This is a genomic window from Microbacterium sp. M3 (assembly GCF_033548675.1).
Lineage (GTDB): Bacteria > Actinomycetota > Actinomycetes > Actinomycetales > Microbacteriaceae > Microbacterium > Microbacterium arthrosphaerae.
The window spans coordinates 546,324-568,186 of the sequence record NZ_JAWTZT010000003.1 but is presented as its reverse complement, the minus strand read 5'-3'; the positions used below and the strand labels follow the sequence as shown (position 1 = coordinate 568,186).

Genomic DNA, 21,863 nt, shown 5'->3' with positions numbered 1-21,863 from the left:
CGCACGGTGAGGGTGTGAGCGGCGCCACCACGCTCGGCATCGGTGCGTCGTTCGCCCTCGCGATCGTCACGGGCAGGACGACGGCCGCCCTCGGCGACGGCGCGACGCTGACCGGCGCGGGCAACCTCACGCTCACCGCCCACGGCCGCAGCACGACGACGGTCGAGGCCAAGATGGGAGCGACCGGCGGCGGAGTCGCCCTCACCCCGGTCGTCGCGGTCGCGCTGTCCACCGAGACGGCGCAGACGATCCTCGCTCCCGGCGCCGCTCTCGCGCTCACCGGTGCGCTGCGCATGGACGCTGTCCTCACCGCCACGGCGAACGCCACGGCGACCGCCGCCGTCGAGGGGGCGACCGACGCCGGCATCGGCGTCGCGCTCGCCCTCGCCATCCCGAACCACTCGGCCCTCGCGACCCTGGCGCGGAGCGTCACGGCGACGGAGGTGCTGCTGGCGACCTTCCTCACGAGCACCGCCGCGACGAGCGCGGTCGCCTCGGCATCGGGCGCCCCGGAGGACGAGACCCCGGCCGACCCCGATCCCGGCGCCCCGGGCGGCGTCGATCAGCAGCTGGCCGCGCAGCGCGACCACGCCGACGGCGTGGCCGCCGAGAACGGCGCGGCGACCTCGGGCGGCGCGGCCGCCGCCAGCGCCGAGACGAGCGAGGGCAAGGTCAACGCGGCGGCGGCGATCGCCCTCACACTCGCCACGATCCTGAGCGAGGCGGTGATCGCGTCCGGCGTCACCGTGGCCGCCGGCACCGTGCGCGTGGCCGCCCTCGAGAACGCCGACCAGGCGGCCACCGCCGACGGCTCGGCGGCGCAGGGTGCCACCGCGACGATCGGTGCCGCGGTCGCGATCACCGACGCCGACGTCACCACCCGCGCGCTGCTCCCGGCGGGCGCGACCGTCGCCGCCACTGGCCTCGTGCTCACCACGGCGACACTGGCGAACGGCGATGACGCGGCATCCGCTGCCGACGCGACCTCGATGGCGGGCGCCGGCGGCGGCAAGCTGTCGGTGGCGGGGTCGCTCGCCCTCGTCGTCGCGGACCGCGAGAGCACCGCCCGTCTCGCCGGCACCGCCACCCTCACCGGCGCCGCGACGATCGCCGCCCGCAGCACCGCGACCGCCGCCGTCGAGGCGCTCCCGCACGGGGTCGGCGCAGAGGCGGAGACCGGCGGCATCGGGTTCGGGGCGTCCGTGGGGCTCGCGATCATCCGGCACGACACGCTCGCCGAGCTCGCCGACGGTGCGGCGATCACCGGCGCGACCGACGTCACCCTGATCGCGACCGCCGCCGACACCACGACGGTCGAGGCGAAGATGGGCGCTCAGGGCGGCGACGTCGCCCTCGCGCCCGCCGTCGCGATCGCGCTCTCGAACGTCACGACGACCGCCCGTCTCGGCGCCGGATCAGCGCTCACCGCGAGCGGCGACCTGGCGCTGCACGCCGTGCAGGAGGCCGTGGCCTCGGCATCCGGCACGTCGTCGGTCGCCGGGGCGGCGGACGCGGGCATCGGCATCAGCCTCGGGCTGCCGATCGCCAACCACACGGTGACCGCCCGCGTCGAGCGCGAGGTGGTCGCGGGCGGAGATGTCACGCTGCGCACCGCGAGCGTCTCGCGCACCACGGCGTCGGCGACGGCTTCGGCGGCCGGTACTCCGGCCTCGGAGGAAGAGCCGCCCGCGGGCGAGCCGAGCGGCGTCGACCAGCAGATCGGTGAGCAGCTCGCGTTCGCCGACGAGGTCGGCTCGGCCGAGACCGGCAGCGGCACCGGCGGAGCCCAGGCGCCCGCCGCCGAGACGAGCGGGGGCGGCGTGCAGGCCGCCGCCGCGATCGCCGTCGCACTGTCCACGGTCGTGTCGGAGGTGGTGGTCACCGTCGGCGACCTCACGGCCGGCGGCATCGTCACGCTGCAGACCGAGGCGAACACGGATGCCGCGGCCACCGCGGACGGATCCGCGACGCAGCCGGCAGGCGGCACCGCGACGATCGGCGCGGCCGTCGCGATCACCCTCTCGGACGTCCGCAACGCCGCCGTCGTGCCGTCCGCACTGACCATCACCGCGCACGACCTCGTCGTCCGCGCGCAGACCACTGTCGACGCCGACGATCACACCGCCACCATCGGCGCGAGCGCCACGTCGGGCGCCGGCGGCGGGGACGTGTCGGTCGCGGGCTCGTTCGCCCTGGCCGTGGTCGACCACCAGACGCGCGCGGCGGTCGAGGGCACGGTCGTCCTCTCCGGGGGCGATGTCTGGATCTCCGCCGCGAGCGATGTCGCCACCACGGTGAGGGCGCTGCCCGCCGGCGAAGGCGTCACCGAGGCCGGCGACCTCGGATTCGGGGCATCCGTCGCTCTGGGGCTCATCACGCACCGCACGGTCGCCGACGTCGCCGACGGCGTCGCCATCTCGGGCGCCGACGACGTGACCCTGCAGGCGACGGTGACGGATGCCGCGACCACCGAGGCGCGCATGGGCGCTGCCGGTGGCGGGGTCTCGATCGCCCCGGCGGTCGCGACGACGCTGTCGAACGTCACGGCCGCCACGCGCCTGGGCACCGGCACGCTCGACATCGCCGGATCGCTGCACCTCGCATCGGCGCTCACCTCGACGGTCACGAGCACCGGGTCGGCGGCCGCCGTGACGGGCGGCGACGCGGCGATCGGCCTGTCGCTCGGTCTCACGATCGCCAACCACGCCGCGACGAGCGACCTCGCGCGGATGGTGGAGGCGGGCGAGGACATCGTCCTGCGCGCCACCGCGATCTCCGCCGCCACCGCGTCGGCGACCGCGTCCGCGGCCGGGGCGCCGGAGGAGGACACCAGCGCTCCCGACACCGATCCCGACAACACCGGTGTCAACGAGCTCATCAACCGTGAGCAGGATCACGCCGACGACCAGGCCGCGGAGAACGGACTCGAGACGTCGGGCGGCGCCGACCAGCGCGCCCCGCAGGCGGAGTCGAGCGAGGGCGGCGTCAACGCGGCGGCCGCCGTCGGCGTCAGCCTGTCGAACCCGGTCGTCCGCGCGGGCGTGACCAGCGCGGTGGCGGACCTCACCGCCGCGGGCACCATCGCGTTCATGACGGCGGCGAACACGGACTCGTCCTCCACCGGCAACGCGTCGGCGGTGGACGGCGGGACGGCCAACATCGGCGTCGGCCTCGGCATCACCCTCATGGATGTCGTGAACACCGCGACGGTGCCGGCGCACCTCACGGTGCGCGCCCACGACCTCATCGTCCAGGCCGATGTCGCGTCGGACGGCGACGACACCACCTCGACGATCGAGGCGATCGGCTCGTCGGGTGCCGGCGGCGGCGACTTCGCCGGGGCCGGCTCGCTGGGGCTCGCGCTCGTCAACCACCTCACACGCGCGGCGATCGACGGCACCGTCGTGCTCACCGGCGGCGACGCGGCGGTCACCGCCAAGAGCGATGTCGCGACGACGGCCAAGGCCCTGCCGCACGGCGAGGAGCAGGACCCGGCCTCCTCGCTCGGCCTCGGCGTGGCCGTGGGCCTCGCGATCGTCACGCACGACACCGTCGCCGAGGTCGCCGACGACGTCGTCGTCTCGGGCGCACGCAACCTTGTGGTCACCGCCGACGCGAAGGACGCCACCGCGGTCGAGGCGAAGATGGGCGCCCAGGGCGAGGTCGCGATCACCCCGTCGATCGCCATCGCGCTGTCGAACATCGCGACGCTCGCGCGGCTCGGCGCCGGGGCGACGCAGCAGCTCACGGGCACCCTCGCCCTCACCGCGACGCAGAAGGCCGTCGCCGACACCGTCGCCTCGGCCGCCGCGCTCGACGCCGCCGACGCCGCCGTCGGATTCGGACTGGCCCTCACGTACGCGAACCACGAGTCGACGACGGTCCTCGGCCGCGTGGTCGTCGCCGGCGGACACGTGCTCCTGCGCGCGTCGAACATCTCGGAGTCGAGCGCGCTCGCCGAGGCCTCGGCCGCCGGCGCGCCCGAGAACGAGCCGTCCGGCGACCCGGAGAACCCCGGCGGCCAGTCCGGCGACGGTGTGGATCAGATCGCGAACGAGCAGCGCGCCTTCGCCGACGGACAGGCGGCGCAGAACGGCGGACGCGGCTCGGGCGTCACCGACAACCCGAAGGCCGAGACGAGTGAGGGCGGCGTGGCGGTGGCCGCGGCCGTCGGCATCGTCGTCGCCGAGGTGCACGCCGAGTCGCTCGTGCTGCCCCAGGTGGAGACCATCACCGCGGGCGGGCAGCTGCGCATCGAGTCGGCGGCGAACACCGACGCGCGCTCGGGCGGCGACGGCTCGTCGGTGTCGTCGGGCGGCGACGCGAACGTCGGCGCCGGCGTCGCGCTCACGCTCGCGACGACCGTGAACCGGTCGGTCGTGCCCGCGACGCTGTCGGCCACCGCGGGCGATGTCGTGGTCTCGGCCACGGTCGCCGCGGACGGCGACGACGTCACCGGCACGTACGGGGCGGCGGCGGCCTCCGGTGCAGGAGGCGGGAACGTCTCGGTCGCCGGGTCGGTCGCCATCGCGATCATCACCACCGAGACCCTCGCCGCCGTCTACGGCATGCTCGCGCTGACCTCCAGCGATGTCGCGGTCGTGGCCCGCAGCGCCGTCGAGGGCACGGTGACGGCCCTGCCCCACAAGGAGGGCGACGAGGACGGCGACGGCGAGGCGGAAGGCGCGGGCAACGAGGACTTCGTCGGCGGCGTCTCGACCGAGGGCGACTTCGGCCTCGGCGCGTCGTTCGTCCTGGTGCTCGACACGCACGAGACGAGCGCGCTGATCGGCGACGGCGTTGTCATCTCCGATGCCGAGGACGTCGTGGTCTCGGCCGAGGCGACCGACGCCGTCACCGCCGAGGCGAAGATGGGCGCGAAGGGCGGCGGCGTCGCCATCGCGCCCGCCGTCTCGATCGTGCTGTCGAACGTGACCACGACGGCGCGCATCGGCACCGGATCGCTCGAGGCCACCGGCGACGTCTGGCTGCGGGCCACGCAGACGGCATCCGCGCTCAACCAGGCGACGGCCGCCGCGATCGCGGGAACCGACGCTGCCGTCGGCATCTCGTTCGCCCTCACGATCCCGAACCACGAGGTCCTCGCGGAGCTCGCGCGCACGGTCGACGCCGGCGGCTCCCTCACCCTGCAGGCGTACAGCCGCTCGGCATCCAGCGCGAAGGCGACCGCGTCGGCGGCCGGTGCACCCGAGAACGAGGCCGACAGCGGCTCGTCCGACCCCGACAACCAGGGCGGCGCGGCCGGCACCGGCCTCGACCAGTTCGCGGGACAGCAGCGCGACTACGCCGACCAGCGGTCCACGGCTTCGGGTGGCGCGGGATCGGGCGACGCCGAGACGCCGAACGCCGAGACGAGCGCGGGGCCGGTCGCGGTGGCCGCGGCGGTCGGCATCATCGTCGCGACGATCCAGCCCGTCGCGCGCATCACCGAGGACGTCACGGAGCTGACGGCGGCCGGCGCCGTGCGCATCCTCTCCTCGCACAACACCGACGTCGCCACCGCCGGCGACGGATCGTCGGTGTCGGACGGCGCCTCGGCGACGATCGGCGCGGGCGTCGCGATCAGCTGGGTCGACGTCGTGAACCACGCGATCGTCCCGGAATGGCTCACGATCAGGGCGGGCGGCCTGGTGGTCGGCGCGACGACGACGGCCGATGACACCGGCGACCGCGCGTCGACGATCTCAGCGGATGCCGCATCCGGCGCGGGCGGCGGGAAGATCTCGGTCGCCGGCTCGGTCGCGATCGCGCAGGTCGATGCCGACACGCTCGCGGGCGTCTACGGGGATGTCATCCTCACCGGCGACGACGCGGACGTCATCGTCATGGCGACCGACGCGCTGAGCACGTCGGTCAAGGCGCTTCCGACCGGAGACGGCGTCGCGTCGACGGGCAATGTCGGCGTCGGTGCCTCGTTCGCACTCGCCCTCGTCTTCAGCGAGACGCATGCGCTCATCGCCGACGGCGTCGCGGTGACCGGAGCCGACGATCTCACCGTGGCCGCGGCATCCGAGAGCCGCACCGTCACCGAGGCGAAGATGGGTGCCAAGGGCGGCAAGGTCACCGTCACGCCCGCGATCGGCATCACCGTCTCCGAGATCTCCACGACCGCCGTCATCGGCACCCTGCCGGAGGCCCTCGAGGCGTCGGGTGACGTGTTCGTGATCGTCGAGCACGCCACGACCGCGCGCACGACGACCGATGCCGAAGCGGGTGAGGCAGCCACCGCGGTGGGCGTGTCGCTCGCGCTGAACTTCGCGTTCGACGTCGCGTTCGCCGAGACGCGACGGGACGTCGTGGCCGGCGGTTCGGCGGTCTTCACCGTCACGGGGTCGGCCCTCGCGGGTGCGACGGCCAAGGCCTCGTCGAGCGGCGCTCCGGCGCAGAACGACGAAGGCGGCTCGGGCGCCGGAGGCGTGGACGGGCAGATCGCGCAGCAGCGCTCGTACGCCGACCAGCAGACGACTGCCAACCGCGGCTCGGGCATGCAGTCCACCGGCTCGCCCTCGGCGTCCACGAGCGGGGGCAGCGTCTCGGTGGCGGCTGCGATCGCCCTCTCCATCGCCGACGCGAGCTTCACCTCGCACCTCCCCGACGGCCTGTCGATCACCGCGGGCGGTCACGTCTGGTTCCTCTCGCGCGCGCAGGTGGACTCCAAGGTCGAGGCCGACGCGTCGGCCACGGTGGTGAGCTCGGGCGGCGGCGGCGGCGGTGGCGGCGGCGGCTCGTCCAGCACGGCCGTCGGGGCCGCGGTGGCCCTCAACCTCGCGTGGGTGGAGAACCGCGCCTGGCTCGGCGAGGACACGACGGTCGACGCCGACGGGTTCGCGGTCTCGGCGACCATGACCCCGCTCGCGGACGACAGCTCGCACGACTTCGCCGCCGTCGCGAAGTCGGGCGCGGGCTCGCCCTCGGGCACCGGGGTGGCCGGTGCGCTGGGGCTCAACATCGTGACCGACCGCACCGAGGCGTGGATCCCGTCCAGCGCGACCGTGACCTTCGGCACCGGCGACGTCACCGTGGCAGCCGAGAACCTCCGCACCGACACCGCCCGCGCGGTGAGCGATGCGAAGGCCGGCGGCGGCAGCGTGGGCGTCGGCGCGTCGGTCGCGCTCAACGTGCTCGCCACCGACATCACGCGCGCCGAGATCCACGACGGCGCCGACATCACCGGGGGCGCGAACGTCACGGTGCGCGCCGACCACTCCGACGCCGTGGTGAACGAGGTCAAGGCGGGATCGGCGACGACGGGCGGCGGCGCCGCGGTCGCGCCGGCGGTGGGGATCGACGTGGTCCTCCCGGATGTGCTGGCGCGCATCGGCACGGCGGGGCCGCGCGCATTCACCGCGACGGGTCAGGTGCTGGTGCGGGCGACCTCCACCACGACCGTGCAGGCGAACGGCGACGCGGAGGCCGCCGGCAGCGGCACGGCGGTCGGCGCCATCATCGTCATCAACGTCGTGGACGTCGCCGTGAACGCGCAGGTGTTCCAGGACGTCACGGCGGGCTCGCTGTGGCTCGTGTCCAGCGCGACCGTGAGCTCGTCGGCCGTCAGCGCCGCCAGCGCATCCGGCGCGAAGAAGCCCGCGTCCGGCGAGGCGCAGGACGCCGACCAGCAGGCGCAGCAGGAACTCGACGGCAACCAGGCCACGTCGGGCCTCGGACTGGGTCTGCCGAGCTCGCAGAGCGCGGTCTCGCAGGGCAACGGCACGGCGAACAGCCAGTCGGGCCAGTCGAGCGACGGCGTGGGGGTGGGCGCCGCGGTCTCGGTCAACTGGGTCACGGTGCAGAGCCGCTCGATCGTGCCCGAGGATCGCACGATCCGGGTCGACGGCATGTTCGCGCTGCTGTCGTCGGCGCACGTGGACGCGAAGGCGCACGCGACCGGCAAGGCGTTCCCCAGCGGCACCACCGCCGTCGGCGCCGGCATCTCGCTCAACGTCGCGACGGTCGACGATCTCGGCTCGCTCGGCGCCGGGGCCGACGTGGTGGCGGGCGAGATGGCGCTCACCGCGCGGACGCCCGAGGGCGCGCAGAACGACTTCGAGGCGCGCTCCGTCGCCGTGGCGGCACCCGATCCGACGAGCGGGTCCGGCGGCGGATCGGGCGGCGCCGCCGTCGCGGGGTCGGTCGCCGTGCAGGTGCTGCAGCTGCACCACGAAGCGGTGATCGGCGAAGGATCGACGCTCCGGGTCGCCGGCGACCTCACCCTCCACGCGACGAACCCGATGGGCATGCAGGCGATGGCCGTGTCGGCGGCCGCCTCGCTGTCGGGGAGCGGCGTGGGCGCCGGCATCGTCGTGCAGTTCGTCGACGCCGACACCCTCGCGTACATCGCCTCGTCGTTCGCGCGCCCGACCGTCGTCGACGCGGGCGGCGCGATCATCGGCCGCGCGGCCGCCCACCTGACGCCGCTCGCGGCCCCCGACGTCGGCATCGACTTCGTCGACATCCCCGACTTCACCGGCGTCGCCCTGGGCGCGGCGCTCGGCGGCGGCGATGCCGGGGTCGGCGGCTCGGTGATCGTCACCGTCACCGAGCGGAACACGGGCTCGTGGATCGGCGACGGCGCGCAGGTCAACCAGACGATCGGCGCGACCGACGCGAACCAGCACCTCGCGTTCACGGCGAGCGATCAGACCGAGTACGTCGACCTCGCCGGTGCGCTCGGCCTCACCACCGGCAGCGCGGGCGTCGGGTTCGCGCTCATCGTCGGCGTCCACAACAAGGACGTGCACGCGACCATCGGCGAGGGGGTCGCGGCGCGGCTCGGCGGCTCGGTCTGGCTCGATGCGCAGGCCGGCGGGAGCTGGACCGAGGTCGTCGCCGGCGGCGCGGCCGCGAGCAGCGCCGGGATCGCCGGATCCTTCCTCGTGCTCGTCGTGAACAAGGGCGAGGGCGACCCCGGCACGCGGGCGCGCATCGAGAGCTCGGCGCAGCACGCGACCGAGGTGCTCGCCGAGGGCGGCATCACGGTCACGGCGGCAGACCCGATCGGCTCGTCGACCCTTTTCGCGGGTGCCGTGGGCGTCTCGACCGGAACCGCCGGGATCGGCGTCGCCACGGTCGTGTTCGTGCGCGACGCCATCGTCGAGGCGACCGTCGGCGAGGCCGCATGGCTGCGCGCGGCGGGCGGGCTCGGCCTCGTCCTCACGGCCGATCAGAGCCAGGACCTCTGGATGGTCGCCGTGGCGGGCGGCGGCGCCGGCACCGCGGGCGTCGCGGGTGCCATCACGACCGGGGTCTACGACCACGAGACACGCGCGACCCTGGGCCGCGGCGTGACTCTCGACGGCACCTCGCCCGACGGCGAGGCGGGCGCCCGCCTGCGGGCGACCGACCACACCGTGCTGCGCGGCATCGCCGGGCAGGCGGCCGCCGGCGGCACCGCGGGCGTCGGCATCGGCTCGGACGTGCAGGTGATGAACAAGCACACCGAGGCGTCGATGGCGCCCCAGGTGCTGGTCACGGTTCCGGGCGACGTGACGATCGACGCCGCCTCCAGCGAGGATGTCACGAGCATCTCGGCGGGCGGCGCGGTCGGCGGCACGGCGGGCGTCTCGGTCAACGCGGCGGTGCCCGTCTACGACGTCACGACGCTGGCGTTCGTCGGCGAGGAGTGCGCGGCATCCGTCGCGAGCGAGGCGAACTGCGCGCCGTCGCGGAGCATCGTCCTCGCGGGCGGCAGCGTGCGCATCACCGCCAACGAGGTGCTGACGATGGATCTCATCGCCGGCACGATCGCGATCGGCGGCACGGCGGGGGTCGGGGTCGGCGCGGCCGTGCCGGTGCTGAAGAAGACCACCCGGGCCTTCATCGGCGACCTCTCGGTGGTCACCGCGCTCGCGCTCACCGACGGCGTGCTCGGCACGCTCGGCGGCTTCGACATCTCGTACATCGACACGCGATTCGACCCGCAGTTCGCGCTCGACCCCGACGGCTACACGATCGACCTCGGCTACGCGCACGGCATCGAGGACGGCGAGGTCGTCACCTACTTCTCGGGCGGCGGGCAGGCTCTCGTGGGCCTCGGCCGCATGATCGACGGCAACGCCTACGACGGGAACGGCCTGGAGTTCTACGCGCTGGTCGATCCGAGCGCCCCGACCAGGATCCGGCTCTCGCTCACCCCGGGCGGCGCGCCCATCGCGATCTCCCTCCCGGCGCGCCCGGGGCGCTCCCACCGCATCGTCCCGGTCGACGAGGCGAGCGTGCCGGCCGCGCTGCAGCCCTACTTCATCCCCGGGGACGTCAGCGGCAGCACCATCACCCTCCCGTACGACCTGACGGCCGCCGACGGCGAGGTCCTCATCTACACCTCCAACGGCGGCCAGGCGATCGGCGGCCTCGTCGACGGCGAGTCGTACTACGTCGTCGGCCGGTCCGGCAACAGCCTGCAGCTGGCCCGCACCCAGGGCGGCCCCGCCATCGCGCTCGACGCGAGCCAGGCGACCGGCCGTGCGCACAGTCTCGTGCGCCAGGACACGCAGCCCCCGGGCGACCCCGCCCTGGCGACGGGCATCCGCGTGCTGTCGCCGCGCCTCGGCGCGATCCGCGGTGTGGCCGTCATCGCCAACAACAGCGACGAGATCCTGGCGGTCGGCGGCGCCGGTGCCGTCGGCGGCACCGCGGGCGTCGGCGTCGCGGGCAACGTCAACATCGTCACGGTCGACACGGATGCCTTCATCGGGCGTCTCGCCCGGGTCAACGACATCGCCAACGACGAGGCCTCGCCCTTCCAGTCCGTCGCGGTGCAGGCGGGCGGCTCGTTCCGTCAGCTCATGGTCTCCGCCGCCCTCGGCGCCGGCACCGTCGGCGTCGGCGTGAGCGCCGCCGTCGACGTGGTCGACCTGGCGCAGGATGCCGAGATCCGGGCGGGCGCCGTGGTGCGCGCGCAGAACGACGTGGTCGTCGCGGCGACCGGGAACGAGGACGTCACGGCGGCGTCCGCAGCCCTCGGCGGCGGGTTCGTCGGCGTCGCCGCCGCGGTCACCGTCGCGATCGTGAAGGCGCACACGCACGCCCTTGTCGCGGGCGGCGCCACGATCGACGCCGGCAACAACGTCATCGTCGCGGCGATCGACGACAGCAGCTACACCACCGTCACCGGCGGCATCGGCGTCGGATTCGTCGGCGTCGGCGTCGGCGTCGCCGTGGTCAAGACCACCAAGAGCACGGATGCCCGCATCGGCGCCGGTGCGACCGTCGACGCCCGCGCGCTGCGCGGAGCCTTCGGGTCGATCTCCGACGACGCGTTCCTCGGGAAGGGCGTGCTCGGCCTCGCCGTCACGGCGCAGTCGTCGCAGCGACTCTTCGGTCTGGTCATCGGCGCGGGCGGCGGATTCGTCGGGGCGGCCGGCGGTGTGGGTGTCACGCTGCTCGACGTCACCACGAACGCCTCGATCGACAGCTCGTCGGCGGCCCGCACGCGGATCAATCCCGACCAGGCCGGAGCCGGCGCCTGGCAGAGCGTGCTCGTCGCCGCGCACGACACCACCGACACGCTCACCATCGGCGCGGCGCTCGCGGTCGGCGCCGTCGCGGTCTCGGGTGCGGTCGACGTCGGCGTCGCCGACATCTCGGTCACGACGTCGCTGGGAGACTACGCCCAGGTGCGGGCGGCGCACTCGCTGACGATGAAGGCGACGTCCGTGCGCGAGATCCAGACGTTCGTCGCGAACCTGGCCGGCGGTGCCGTCGGCGTCGGGGCGTCGGTCTCGGTGTGGACAGTGGGCGGCACGCCCAGCGGCTCGTACGACGACGGTGGCGACAACGGCCCGCGCGACGCGCTCAGCTCGGCGGGCGGCAGCCCCCAGCAGCAGGCGGACACCGTCGTCGCGGGCGACGGCGACGCGGGCAACGGACTCGGCGGCTTCCGCGACATCCTGAGCGGCGCAGAGGACGAAGAGGGCGCCTCGCAGAACGTCGCGGCGTGGCACCGCCAGAACGGCGTCGCCGCCGCCAACGGCGCGGTGCAGTCGGCCGAGACCGGCGACTCCCTCGTCGCCGACTCGTTCGCCTCGGCGCCGATGCGCGGCACGTCGAGCCGCATCGGAGCCAACGCGTTCGTGCAGACGGGTCGCGGCATCGCGGTGCTCGCCGACGCGGACGACACCTACTTCGGTCTCGCCGGATCCGCGTCCGCCGGCATCGCGGGCGTCGGGGTCGCGGTGCTCGTCGCGACGCTGCGCCCGACGATCGAGGCGGGCGTGTCGAGCGGCACGGTGCTCCGCTCGGGCGGCGACATCACGGTCCGCTCGCGCTATGCGGAAGACACCTACGGACTCGCCTTCGCCGGCCAGGTCGGTGCGGTCGGGCTCGGCGGCCAGATCGTCGTCATCTCGAGCGTCGTCGACCAGGAGGCCCACATCGACGACGGGGCCTCCATCCCCGCCGCCTACGGCACGGTCGCCGTCGAGGCGATCGCCGATCGGACGCTCGACGCCCACACCATCGGCCTGCAGATCGCCGGCGTCGCGGTCGGCGGCTCGGTCGCGATCGTCGACCTGTCGGGGGACGGCGAGACGAGCGACACGATCGCGCGGATCGGCGCCGTCGCCATCGGGACCGAGAGCCCCGTCGGCGGCGTGCGGGTGCTCGCCGACTCCGACATCCGGATCGACGCCTCGGCGCTCGCGCTCTCGGTCGGTGTCGCCTTCTCGGCGACCGGAGCCGGCGCTGACATCGAGATCCCGGGCCGCACCGAGGCCACGTTCGCCGGATCCGCCGTCACGTTCGGCGCCTTCACCGTGCGCGCCGTCGGACGGAACACCGTCAGCACGCTCATCGCCGCCGTGCAGGGCAGCGGCGGGGCCACGATCGGCGCCTTCATCACCGAGGCCGTGATCAGCCGCGACACGCTCGCGTCGACCGCCGTCGGCACCGTCGTCCGCGCGGCCGGCGCCGTGGCGGTGAGTGCGGACTCGCGCAACCACGCCGACGCCTCGATCGCGTCCGGGTCCTTCGCGGGCTTCCTCGGCGCCGCCGTCCAGGTGCAGAGCGCCACCGTCTCGGGGCTGACCGAGGCACTGCTGCGCTCGACCGTCGAGCAGTCCGGCTCCGTCGCCGTGACCGCGGTGGGGGAGAACCGCGCGATCGCCAACGGTGTGCTCCTCGCCCTCGGCGCGGCGACCATCTCGGGCGCACTCATCACCGCGGTCGTCAGCGAAGAAGCCGCCATCCGCGCCACCGCATCCGGTCCGTTCATCCACAGCCTGGGCGTGGTCGCCGTGACGGCGACGGTCGCGACCGACGGCGGAAGCGGCGACCTTGCGGGCGGCAACCTGGCGAAGGCGTATCTGCGAGCCCTGAGCGGCGCCCTCTTCAGCGGATCGGCGTACGGCGCGCGCGCCGAGCTGCGCGGTGCGACCTCGGCCACCCTGGACAGCACCGTCTACTCCTCGAACGGCGTCCAGGTCGTCGCCACCGCGACGAACACCGCCGACGCCGATACCTTCTCCGCGGCGCTCGGCCTCTTCACCGTCGAGCTGCTCGTCGCCGACGCGACGGTGTTCGCGAGCGCGGCGACGCGCGCCCGCGTGCTGCAGAACGTCTACGCGAGCGGCATGAGCACGGTGCGCGCGACCGCGACGAACACGGCGACCGTCGACACCGACACCGCGGCGATCTCGCTGGCGGGCGGGGCGGCGACGCTGCCCGGTGCGCGCATCGCCGCGGCGACGGAGGCGCTCTACGCCGCGGGCCTGGAGGGACGCGGGCTCACCGTCGACGCATCCGCCACCAACCGCGCGACCGTTCTGCTGAACATGCTCATGGTCGGCATCATCGGCAGCGTCAGCCTGTCGGGCGAGTCGTACGCCGACGTGGCCTCCTCGGCCGAGACGCGCGCCGAGATCGCCTCGGGCGGACGCCCGGTGCACGCGCGCGGCGGTGCGATCACGGTGACGGCGTGGTCGCTCAACGCGGCGAAGCTCGACGTCTCGCGCGGCGGCGGCGGCGGCCTCGACCTCTCGATCGTCGCGCCGCGCAGCACGGTCGGCGCGGCCACGATCGCGCGGCTCGGAGCGGCCGACTACACGTCGTCGTCGTTCGCCGTCTCGGCCTCGTCGCAGAACTCGACGGCGACCACGCTCTCGCTCACCTCCATCTCGGCGATCGGCGGCAACGGCGTCTCGTCGACCGCCCGCATCCTCGAGAGCGCCCTCACCACCGCGACCGTCGCCGCGGGGGCACGTCTGCTCGCAACCGGCGCGGTGTCGGTCGAGGCGACGCAGCGAGCTGGCACGGCCGTCTCGGCCGCGATGAACGGCACGGCCGTCGGCCTGGTGGCGAGCATCTCGTTCTTCGGCGTCGAGGCCACCCAGTCCGCCGGCGCGCTCGCGGCGTTCGACGGCTCGATCTACGGATCGGCGAGCCTGCGCGTGCAGGCCACTGCGTCGGGCGCGGCGACGGCCACCATGCGCGCCGCGTCGGGTGGCGCGATCGACGTCACCACCGCCTCCGCCTCGGCCGCCATCGCGTCGACGGCTTCGACGGTCGCGCGGTACGGTTCGGGCGTGCTCGTCGTGAGCGGCGCCGTGAGCGTGGGCGCTGAGCAGACCACCACCGCGAACGCCACCACCGACAGCAACGGCGGCGGCGCCGTGGCCTTCCGCGACAGCACTGCGACCGCCACGATCGACGCGGCGTCGCAGGCGTCGACGGCCGCCCGCCAGACCTTCGGCACCGGCACGTCGGTGCGGGCGACGGCGAACCGCTCCGTGGAGGCTTTCGGCGGCCAGGTCGGCATTTCGCTGGGCGGCGGTTCGTCGCTCGTCTCGACCGCGCGGATCGGCACCGCCGCCCGCACCGAGGCGCTCGTCCTTCCGGGCGCGGTGATCCACGCCCCTGACGCCGCCGTGCTCGTCGAGGCGGTCGCGACCAACAGCGCCGACTCCGGAGCCGGAGCGGTGGGCGTCGGCATCATCGTGAACGTGGGCAACTCCGACCCGCGCGCCGAGATCCTCGGCGCCACCCGCGCGCGGATGGCCGCCGCCATCCCGCTCGCGGCGAGCCTGCGGGTGGAGGCGCGCACCGCGGATGTCGCGCGCGCCTCGCTCGAGAGTCGCAGCGGCGGCCTCATCGAGGTCGGGGACGGCGTGGCGGTCGCGAACGTCGACACCGATGTGACGACGGATGTCGGCGGGGGAGCGGACGCGCCGATCATCGTGCGCGGCGACGCCCACCTCGTCGTCGACTCGCAGCCGCGCGCGGTCAGCGACACGCAGTCGAGCTCGGGCGGTGGTGTGCGGGTGGCGCACAACGCTGCGACGGCGACGAACCGCACCACCGTCGTCCTCGACATCGCCGACGGCACGCCGCTGGCCGCGGGCGGCACCATCACCCTCACGGCGCGGCAGAACACCGTCGAGCAGCCCGGGCCTGCCGGCATGTCGTTCGACGCGGTCGAAGGCGTCGACACCGCCACGGAGCAGATCGTCCTCTCCGGGCACGGTCTCTCCGACCTCGCGCTCGTCACCTACGACGCCCAGGGGCAGACGCCGGTCGGCGGGCTGAACCCGGGCGACTCCTACCGCGTGATCGTCATCGACCCGAACCGCATCGAGCTCGGTGCGCTTCTCTCGGGGGGCCGCGCGACCGGATCGGACGACACGCTCTGGTTCGGCTGGTACCTCAACATCGGCGGGTTCTTCGAGCTGTCGCAGCCGCGCGAGCACGGACTGCGCGACGGCCAGCGCGTCATCTACAACGCACCGGCCGGCACCGTCCCGGGCCTCGTCGCGGGCAAGGCCTACACGGTGCGGATCGTCGACGAGTTCCGCGTCCAGCTCATCGACGCCGACACACCGGTCACGCCGGTGACCTTCCCGAGCTCGTCGGTCAGCGGAGACGGCCTGCGCATCCTGGCGGCGAACGGCTATGCGATCGGGGCCGCGCTCGAGTACGTCGCGCCGACGCCCGCCGCGCGCTTCGCCGGCGCGTTCGTCGAGGCGCGGCAGTGGACCGCGAACGACCCCGCGAACGACCGCGAGGCCGGTCAGCTCATGGTCATCGACGGCAACATCCAGTACTTCGGCACCGGCGACGACTCGATCGCGATCCGCGACCACGGTCTCACCACGGGCCGGGAGGTCTGGTACCAGGCCACGTCGTCGGTCATCGGCGGACTCAGCAACGAGCGCTCGTACTGGGTCATCGCGGTCGACGGCAACCGGATCCGGCTCGCCGACACGTACTGCGAGGCCGTGGGCTTCGCCGGCGACAACACCTGCTTCACGACGGTGCAGACGGGTGTCGACGAAGAGGGCGACCCGGTCTTCGAGGACGTCCCGATTGACGTCAAGGCGCTGGTGCTCGCTGCGCAGTACGGCTCCGACAGCGTCCACTCGCTCTATAACCCGACCGCCAAGCCCGTCCTCGGACTCCGCGACGGCCAGCGCTACTACGTGGTCGCCCGCGACGACGCCGGGTTCAGCGTCTCCGCGACGGCGGGCGGCGCCGCGATCGTGCTCGGCCCCGGCAGCGGAACGAGCTCGTTCCGTCCGGCGGTGGTCGACCTCGGCGACGCCTCGATCGGCCTGACCGACCGCCAGCGCCTCACCATCGACCTCACGACCGACGGCACCGGCACGCAGCAGTTCCTGCCCGGCACCGTCGAGCTCGCGCTCGCCGGTGGCGGCGAGTACACCGAGTCCTTCGTCGACGGCGGCGGCGGCGGCTTCATCTCGACCGGTGAGACCGAGCCCAGCACCACCGTCTCGGCCGACGTGGACGTCATCGTCGGCGACGGTGCGAAGCTCACCGCGGGTGGCAACGTCGACGTCCTCGTCTCGTCGCACGTGGCCGGCAACGCCGAGGCCCGGTCGCGCTCGGGCGGTGCCATCGACATCAGCTCGTCGCGGGCCCGCGTCGACGCCGAGGCGACGACCGACATCGTCTTCGGGGGCGGCAGTGTGGTGGATGCCGGCGGCTCGGTGAACGTCCTCTCGCTCACCCGCGCGAGCGGCAAGGGCAGGTCCGACACGAAGGCCGGCGGCTTCGGCACCGGCGTGAGCGCCTGGGCGCGGCTCTCGCTCATCGCCCTGTCCACGGTCAACCTGAACGGCCGCATCACCACGGGCGACGACATCCGCGTCAACAACCAGTCGGCCTTCTTCGCCGACGCCTGGATGAACGCCAACAGCGCGTCCGTCGGCGGTGCGGCCTCGGGCGGCGAGTGCGACATCCAGGTCAACGGCGGCCGCAACACCGGATGCCACACCTACGGCCGCGCGGCGAACGTGGTGAACGTCGGCGGGAGCGCCTGGCTCGAGGGCGACGACGTCTCGCTGCGCGCGGCGCTGGCCGGCGGGAGCATGCGCGACGAGGGCTACTCGCGCGGCGAGGGCGTCGGCCAGGACGCCGACGCACGGGCCCAGGTGCGGGTCGACTCGGCGAGCGTGATCGAGATCTTCAGCGGCGCCAAGATCATCGGCCGTCAGAGCGTCACCCTCACCGCCGACCAGGGCGGGGAAGGAACCGTCGACCTGCGGGCCCACGCGCGGGCGAGCTGCGGCTGCCTCGGCGGCGACACCGACGCCGACTCCCGCGTGACGTTCAACGGCGATTCCCGCATCACGGCGCACCGCTTCGCCATGGTGAAGACGGCGTCCCTCCTCGTGCGGGCGCTGCAGAGCGCCGTGAGCGTCAACGCGACATCGTCCCGCTCCGGCGCGGCGTTCGACGGCGGCAGCCAGAGCTCGCCCGAGAGCGCGTCGACGACCAGGGCGATCCAGTGGAGCGCCGACGTCATCCTCCACGCGCCCACGCCCCTCCTCGTCGTGGACGAGGACGGTCGCGTCGTCGAACTGCACGGACTCACGGCATCGGCGAACGGCGCGGCGCTCACGGTGGGCTCGCTCGTCGCGTCGGGCGCGGTCATCGAGGTCGCGCCGATCGAGAACAACGGGGGCGGCGAAGCGCGCTTCATCGCCAACCACGGCTCGCACCCGGCGGTCGTGCAGCGGGTGAGCTACGACGGCGTCGCACACGACGGCACCTGGCGCATCCAGAGCACGTTCGACTCGGTCACGATCCGCAACTTCTCGGACCGCGAACTCCGCATCGACCGGATCTCGGTCGTGAACCTCGATGCGAACCCGGCGGCGGACGTCGACATCGTCTCGCCCGACAGCGAGGGCTTCCGGTTCCGGATCGCCAAGCCGATCTTCCTGCCGACGCTCGTCGACATCGCGAACCTCGGCACACCGGGCGATCGCGACCTCGTCCTCGAAGGCCTCATCGACAACCCGATCGGCACGACGATCGTCGTGAACGACGAGGGCGACATCCTCGCGGCCGACACCGGCGCGATCCGCACGAACATCGCGCGCCTCGACGCGCCGCGCGGCACGATCGGCCGCTTCACCGGCAGCGGCGAGTTCGTCGCGCGTGAGCAGATCGACATCACGCTGATCCAGTCGGACTACCTCATCGACGAGGTCGACCCGACGCGCCCCGTCTCGCTCATCGCCGACGCGGCCGAGGACGTCGTCCTCGACATCACCTACGTCGCGCGCATGGCGCCCGACTCGCCGTACATCGCCACCGCGTTCGCACCGCAGCTCGGACCGATCCACGCCGGGCGCGACATCGACATCGTGGTGCACGACTCGCTCACGGGCGCCGACCCGGCACCCTTCACGGCGTTCAGCATTCACGTCGAGGCGCAGGACCCCGGCGCGGCCGACGGCGATTTCGAGGTCTACTACTACCCGGATCAGGCGTGGCCCGGCTTCTCCGACCCGGTGCTCATCGCGTGGGGCACGGCTAACGAGTTCGCCGACTCGGCCTACCTCTTCAGCCTGGCGGCCGGTGACGACATCCGGGTGCTGCACACCGAGACCGCCACGACCATCCCGATCCTCGCCTTCACCGACGTCGATGCGACGCTCGTCGCGATGCGCGACTGGACGGTGCCGTACTCGACGACCGACGGCGACGGCGAGATCACGATGCTCACCAACGGCCTGCTGCGGATCGTCGAGACGGTGGGCGACCTGCGGGTGGGCACGATCACGTCCACCGAGGACGATGTGAACCTGTGGGCGCTCGACCCGTGGGCGTCGATCCTCGACGACGGCCAGATCGACGACGGCACGGCGCGCGTCGCCGGCGGCGTCGTGCAGCTGGTCGCCGGCGCAGCGACCGGCCGCGTCGGCGGCCCCGAGGTGATCGATCCGCTGGTGCGCGACCACCTCGAGATCGACGCGCGCACCCTCGTCACGTCGTTCGCGGGCGGCGACACGCTGCTCGACCAGGTGGCGGGCACGCTCGTCGTCGACTACGTGCAGTCCACCGCCGGCGACGTCGCGATCCGCACGCGCAGCGGCTCGATCCTCGCCGCACCCGCCGACGGGCGCGTCATCGCGGACGGCGGCATCGGCGACGGCTCCATCGACCTCATCGCGATCGGCGGCCGCATCGGCACCGACAGCCCCGATCGGTCCGGCGACCTCATCAGCGACACCGGGCTCTTCGGGCGCCTCTACGCGGTGAGCGACACCGTGCCCGACCCGGCGCCGGAGCCGGAGCCCGAGCCGGGAGAGGACCCCCCGGCGCCGGAGCCGGAGCCCCCGCTGCCCGGACTCGGCGGCATCTTCCTCACCGAGGCGACGGGCACGCTGGTCGTGCTGCGCGCCGAGGCCGACGACGGCGACATCCGCCTCACCGCGCCCTTCGTCGCGAGCCAGGAGCCCGCGAGCCTCTTCGTGATCACGTCGGGCGAGACGATCGATGGGTCGGAGGAGGTCACCGAGGGCCGGATCGTGGCCACGGGCGACATCACTCTGCTCGTGGGCCAGGACGTCTGGGCCCCCGCCGGCACGCTCATCCAGGGCGACACCGTGACCATCCGCGCCTCGTTCGGCAAGCAGACGGCGGCGGACGGCGGGTCGATGCTGTACTTCGGCGGAACGGTCGCCGCCCTGCCGATCGGCATCTACGGCGGCCTCGCCGACGACCGGTTCGTCTTCGACGGCACCCTCCTGGTCGGCCACACGCTGGTCTACGGCGGCGTCGAAGAGACCGGTGAGCTGCCCACGGGCGACGACACGTTCGAGGTCATCCGACTCCAGACGATGACGGGCACGCACCTCATGCCCGGAACCCCGGTCATCCCGCTCATTCCGCTCATCCCCGCCACCCCGGCAGGGGAGGAGCCGGAGGCCGGCGATGAGCCCCCGGTCCTGCCGATGCCCCCGGTCATCGCACCCGAGCCGGTCGAGTGGTTCTCGGGCCGCGCGGTGCGCCACTCGCTCGTGCTCTACGGCTTCGACGGCGACGACGACGTCACCGTGCAGACGTGGGGCGGCGCCGACACCGACCCGCTCGGCCACGACTACCAGATCATCGTGCGCGGCGGGGGAGTGCCCGGGTTCGACACGCTCACCGTCGAGGGCACCGACGAGGCCGACACGTTCCTCTTCCGCGCGCTCGCCGGCGTGCCCGGACACCCGGATGCCTCGCGCCCGGCGTTCGTCGCCGCGGTGAACGAGACGGCCGGCACGGCCGAGCGCATCGTCTACGACCGCGGCATCGCGCGCCTCACCGTGATCGGCGCCGACGGCGACGACACGTTCGCGTTCGACGACACCAGCACCGCCACCACCGTGCACGGCGGAGCGGGCGCCGACACCTTCATCGTCGGGCAGTTCCACCCGGCCCGCCCCGTCGAGCCCGTGGTGCAGCCGGGCGACGCGTTCGCGACCGTCGAGACCGAGTTCGGCTGGCTCAGTCCCGGCGCATCGTTCGCGCTCGTCCTCTACGGTCACGCCGGCGCCGACGTGTTCGAGGTCAACCGGCACCGGGCGGAGCTGCGGCTCGAGGGCACGATCGGGAACGACCTCTACGACGTCCGCGCGGTGCGCACCACCGCCGGCGAGTACCTGCGCAACGGCATGCTGTGGCTCGAGGGCACCGCGAACACCCCCGGCGCCCCCGGGATCGAGAAGCTGATCGTCCGCACCGCGGGCCTCGCCGGCGACATCGACATCCGCTACCTCGCGCAGGAGGTGCTCGTCCGCGGGGCGGGCCTGCACATCCTGACGCGTCTCATGGACGGCGCCACGGTGCTGGCGCAGCCGTTCACCGCGTCCGCGCCCATCGTTCTGCCCACCGACGCGGACCCGTCGCCGTGGGATCTGCTCACCGTGCCGCTCGCGGCGCCCACCACCGCGCTGTCCGACCTGGTGCTCATCACCGAGTCGGGCGGCAGCACGCGCCTGATCACCGGCACGCAGCTGATCGACAGCTACACGATCCGCCTCGCCGTCCCCGCCACCGAACGGGTCTACATCGCCATCTCCGGCGCGTACGCCGGCGGCCGGCTCTTCGGCGAGGTGTCGCTCGACGGCGGCGTGACCTTCTCGAACGGCGCCGTGCTCGTCATCGAGGCGGGCGACGTCGGACCCTTCGAGATCGTCGTGCGCCTGGTGGCGACGACGGCGCCGCACGGCATCGGCCTCTTCGCCTTCGTGCCCACGGCCGAGCCCGGCCCCGGCATGATCGTCCAGACCATGAGCCACGTCGTGACGAGCGCCGACCCGCGCTTCGACGCGACGATCGCCGCGAACGTCTACATCAACCTCCCGCCGCCCCTGGCTCCCGACCCCGACCCCGACCCCGATCCGGGTCCTGGTCCTGGTCCTGGTCCTGGCCCCGGCGGCGACGGCGGCACGGGCACACCCGGAGGCTCCGGGGCGCCCGCCGGCGGCAGCGCCGACGGCTCGCGCGACGGCCTCGCGACGACCGGTGGCGAGTCGGTCCTCCCGGCCCTCGGCCTGGGCCTCGCCGCACTCCTCCTCGGCCTCGGCCTCCTTCTGGCGCGACGCCGCCGCGCCTGA

Annotated in this window: 1 protein-coding gene (only partly in view); it reads left to right on the top strand. The window is 73.8% G+C overall.

Features of this window, described 5'->3' with window-relative positions; genetic code table 11:
• On the top strand, positions 1-21,863 hold the 3' portion of the coding sequence (locus tag R8Z57_RS12215) for a hypothetical protein (RefSeq protein ID WP_318354038.1). Its footprint begins 8,521 nt before the window's first position; 21,863 of the gene's 30,384 nt are visible here — the last part of the coding sequence; its start codon lies beyond the left edge, outside the window; the stop codon is at positions 21,861-21,863.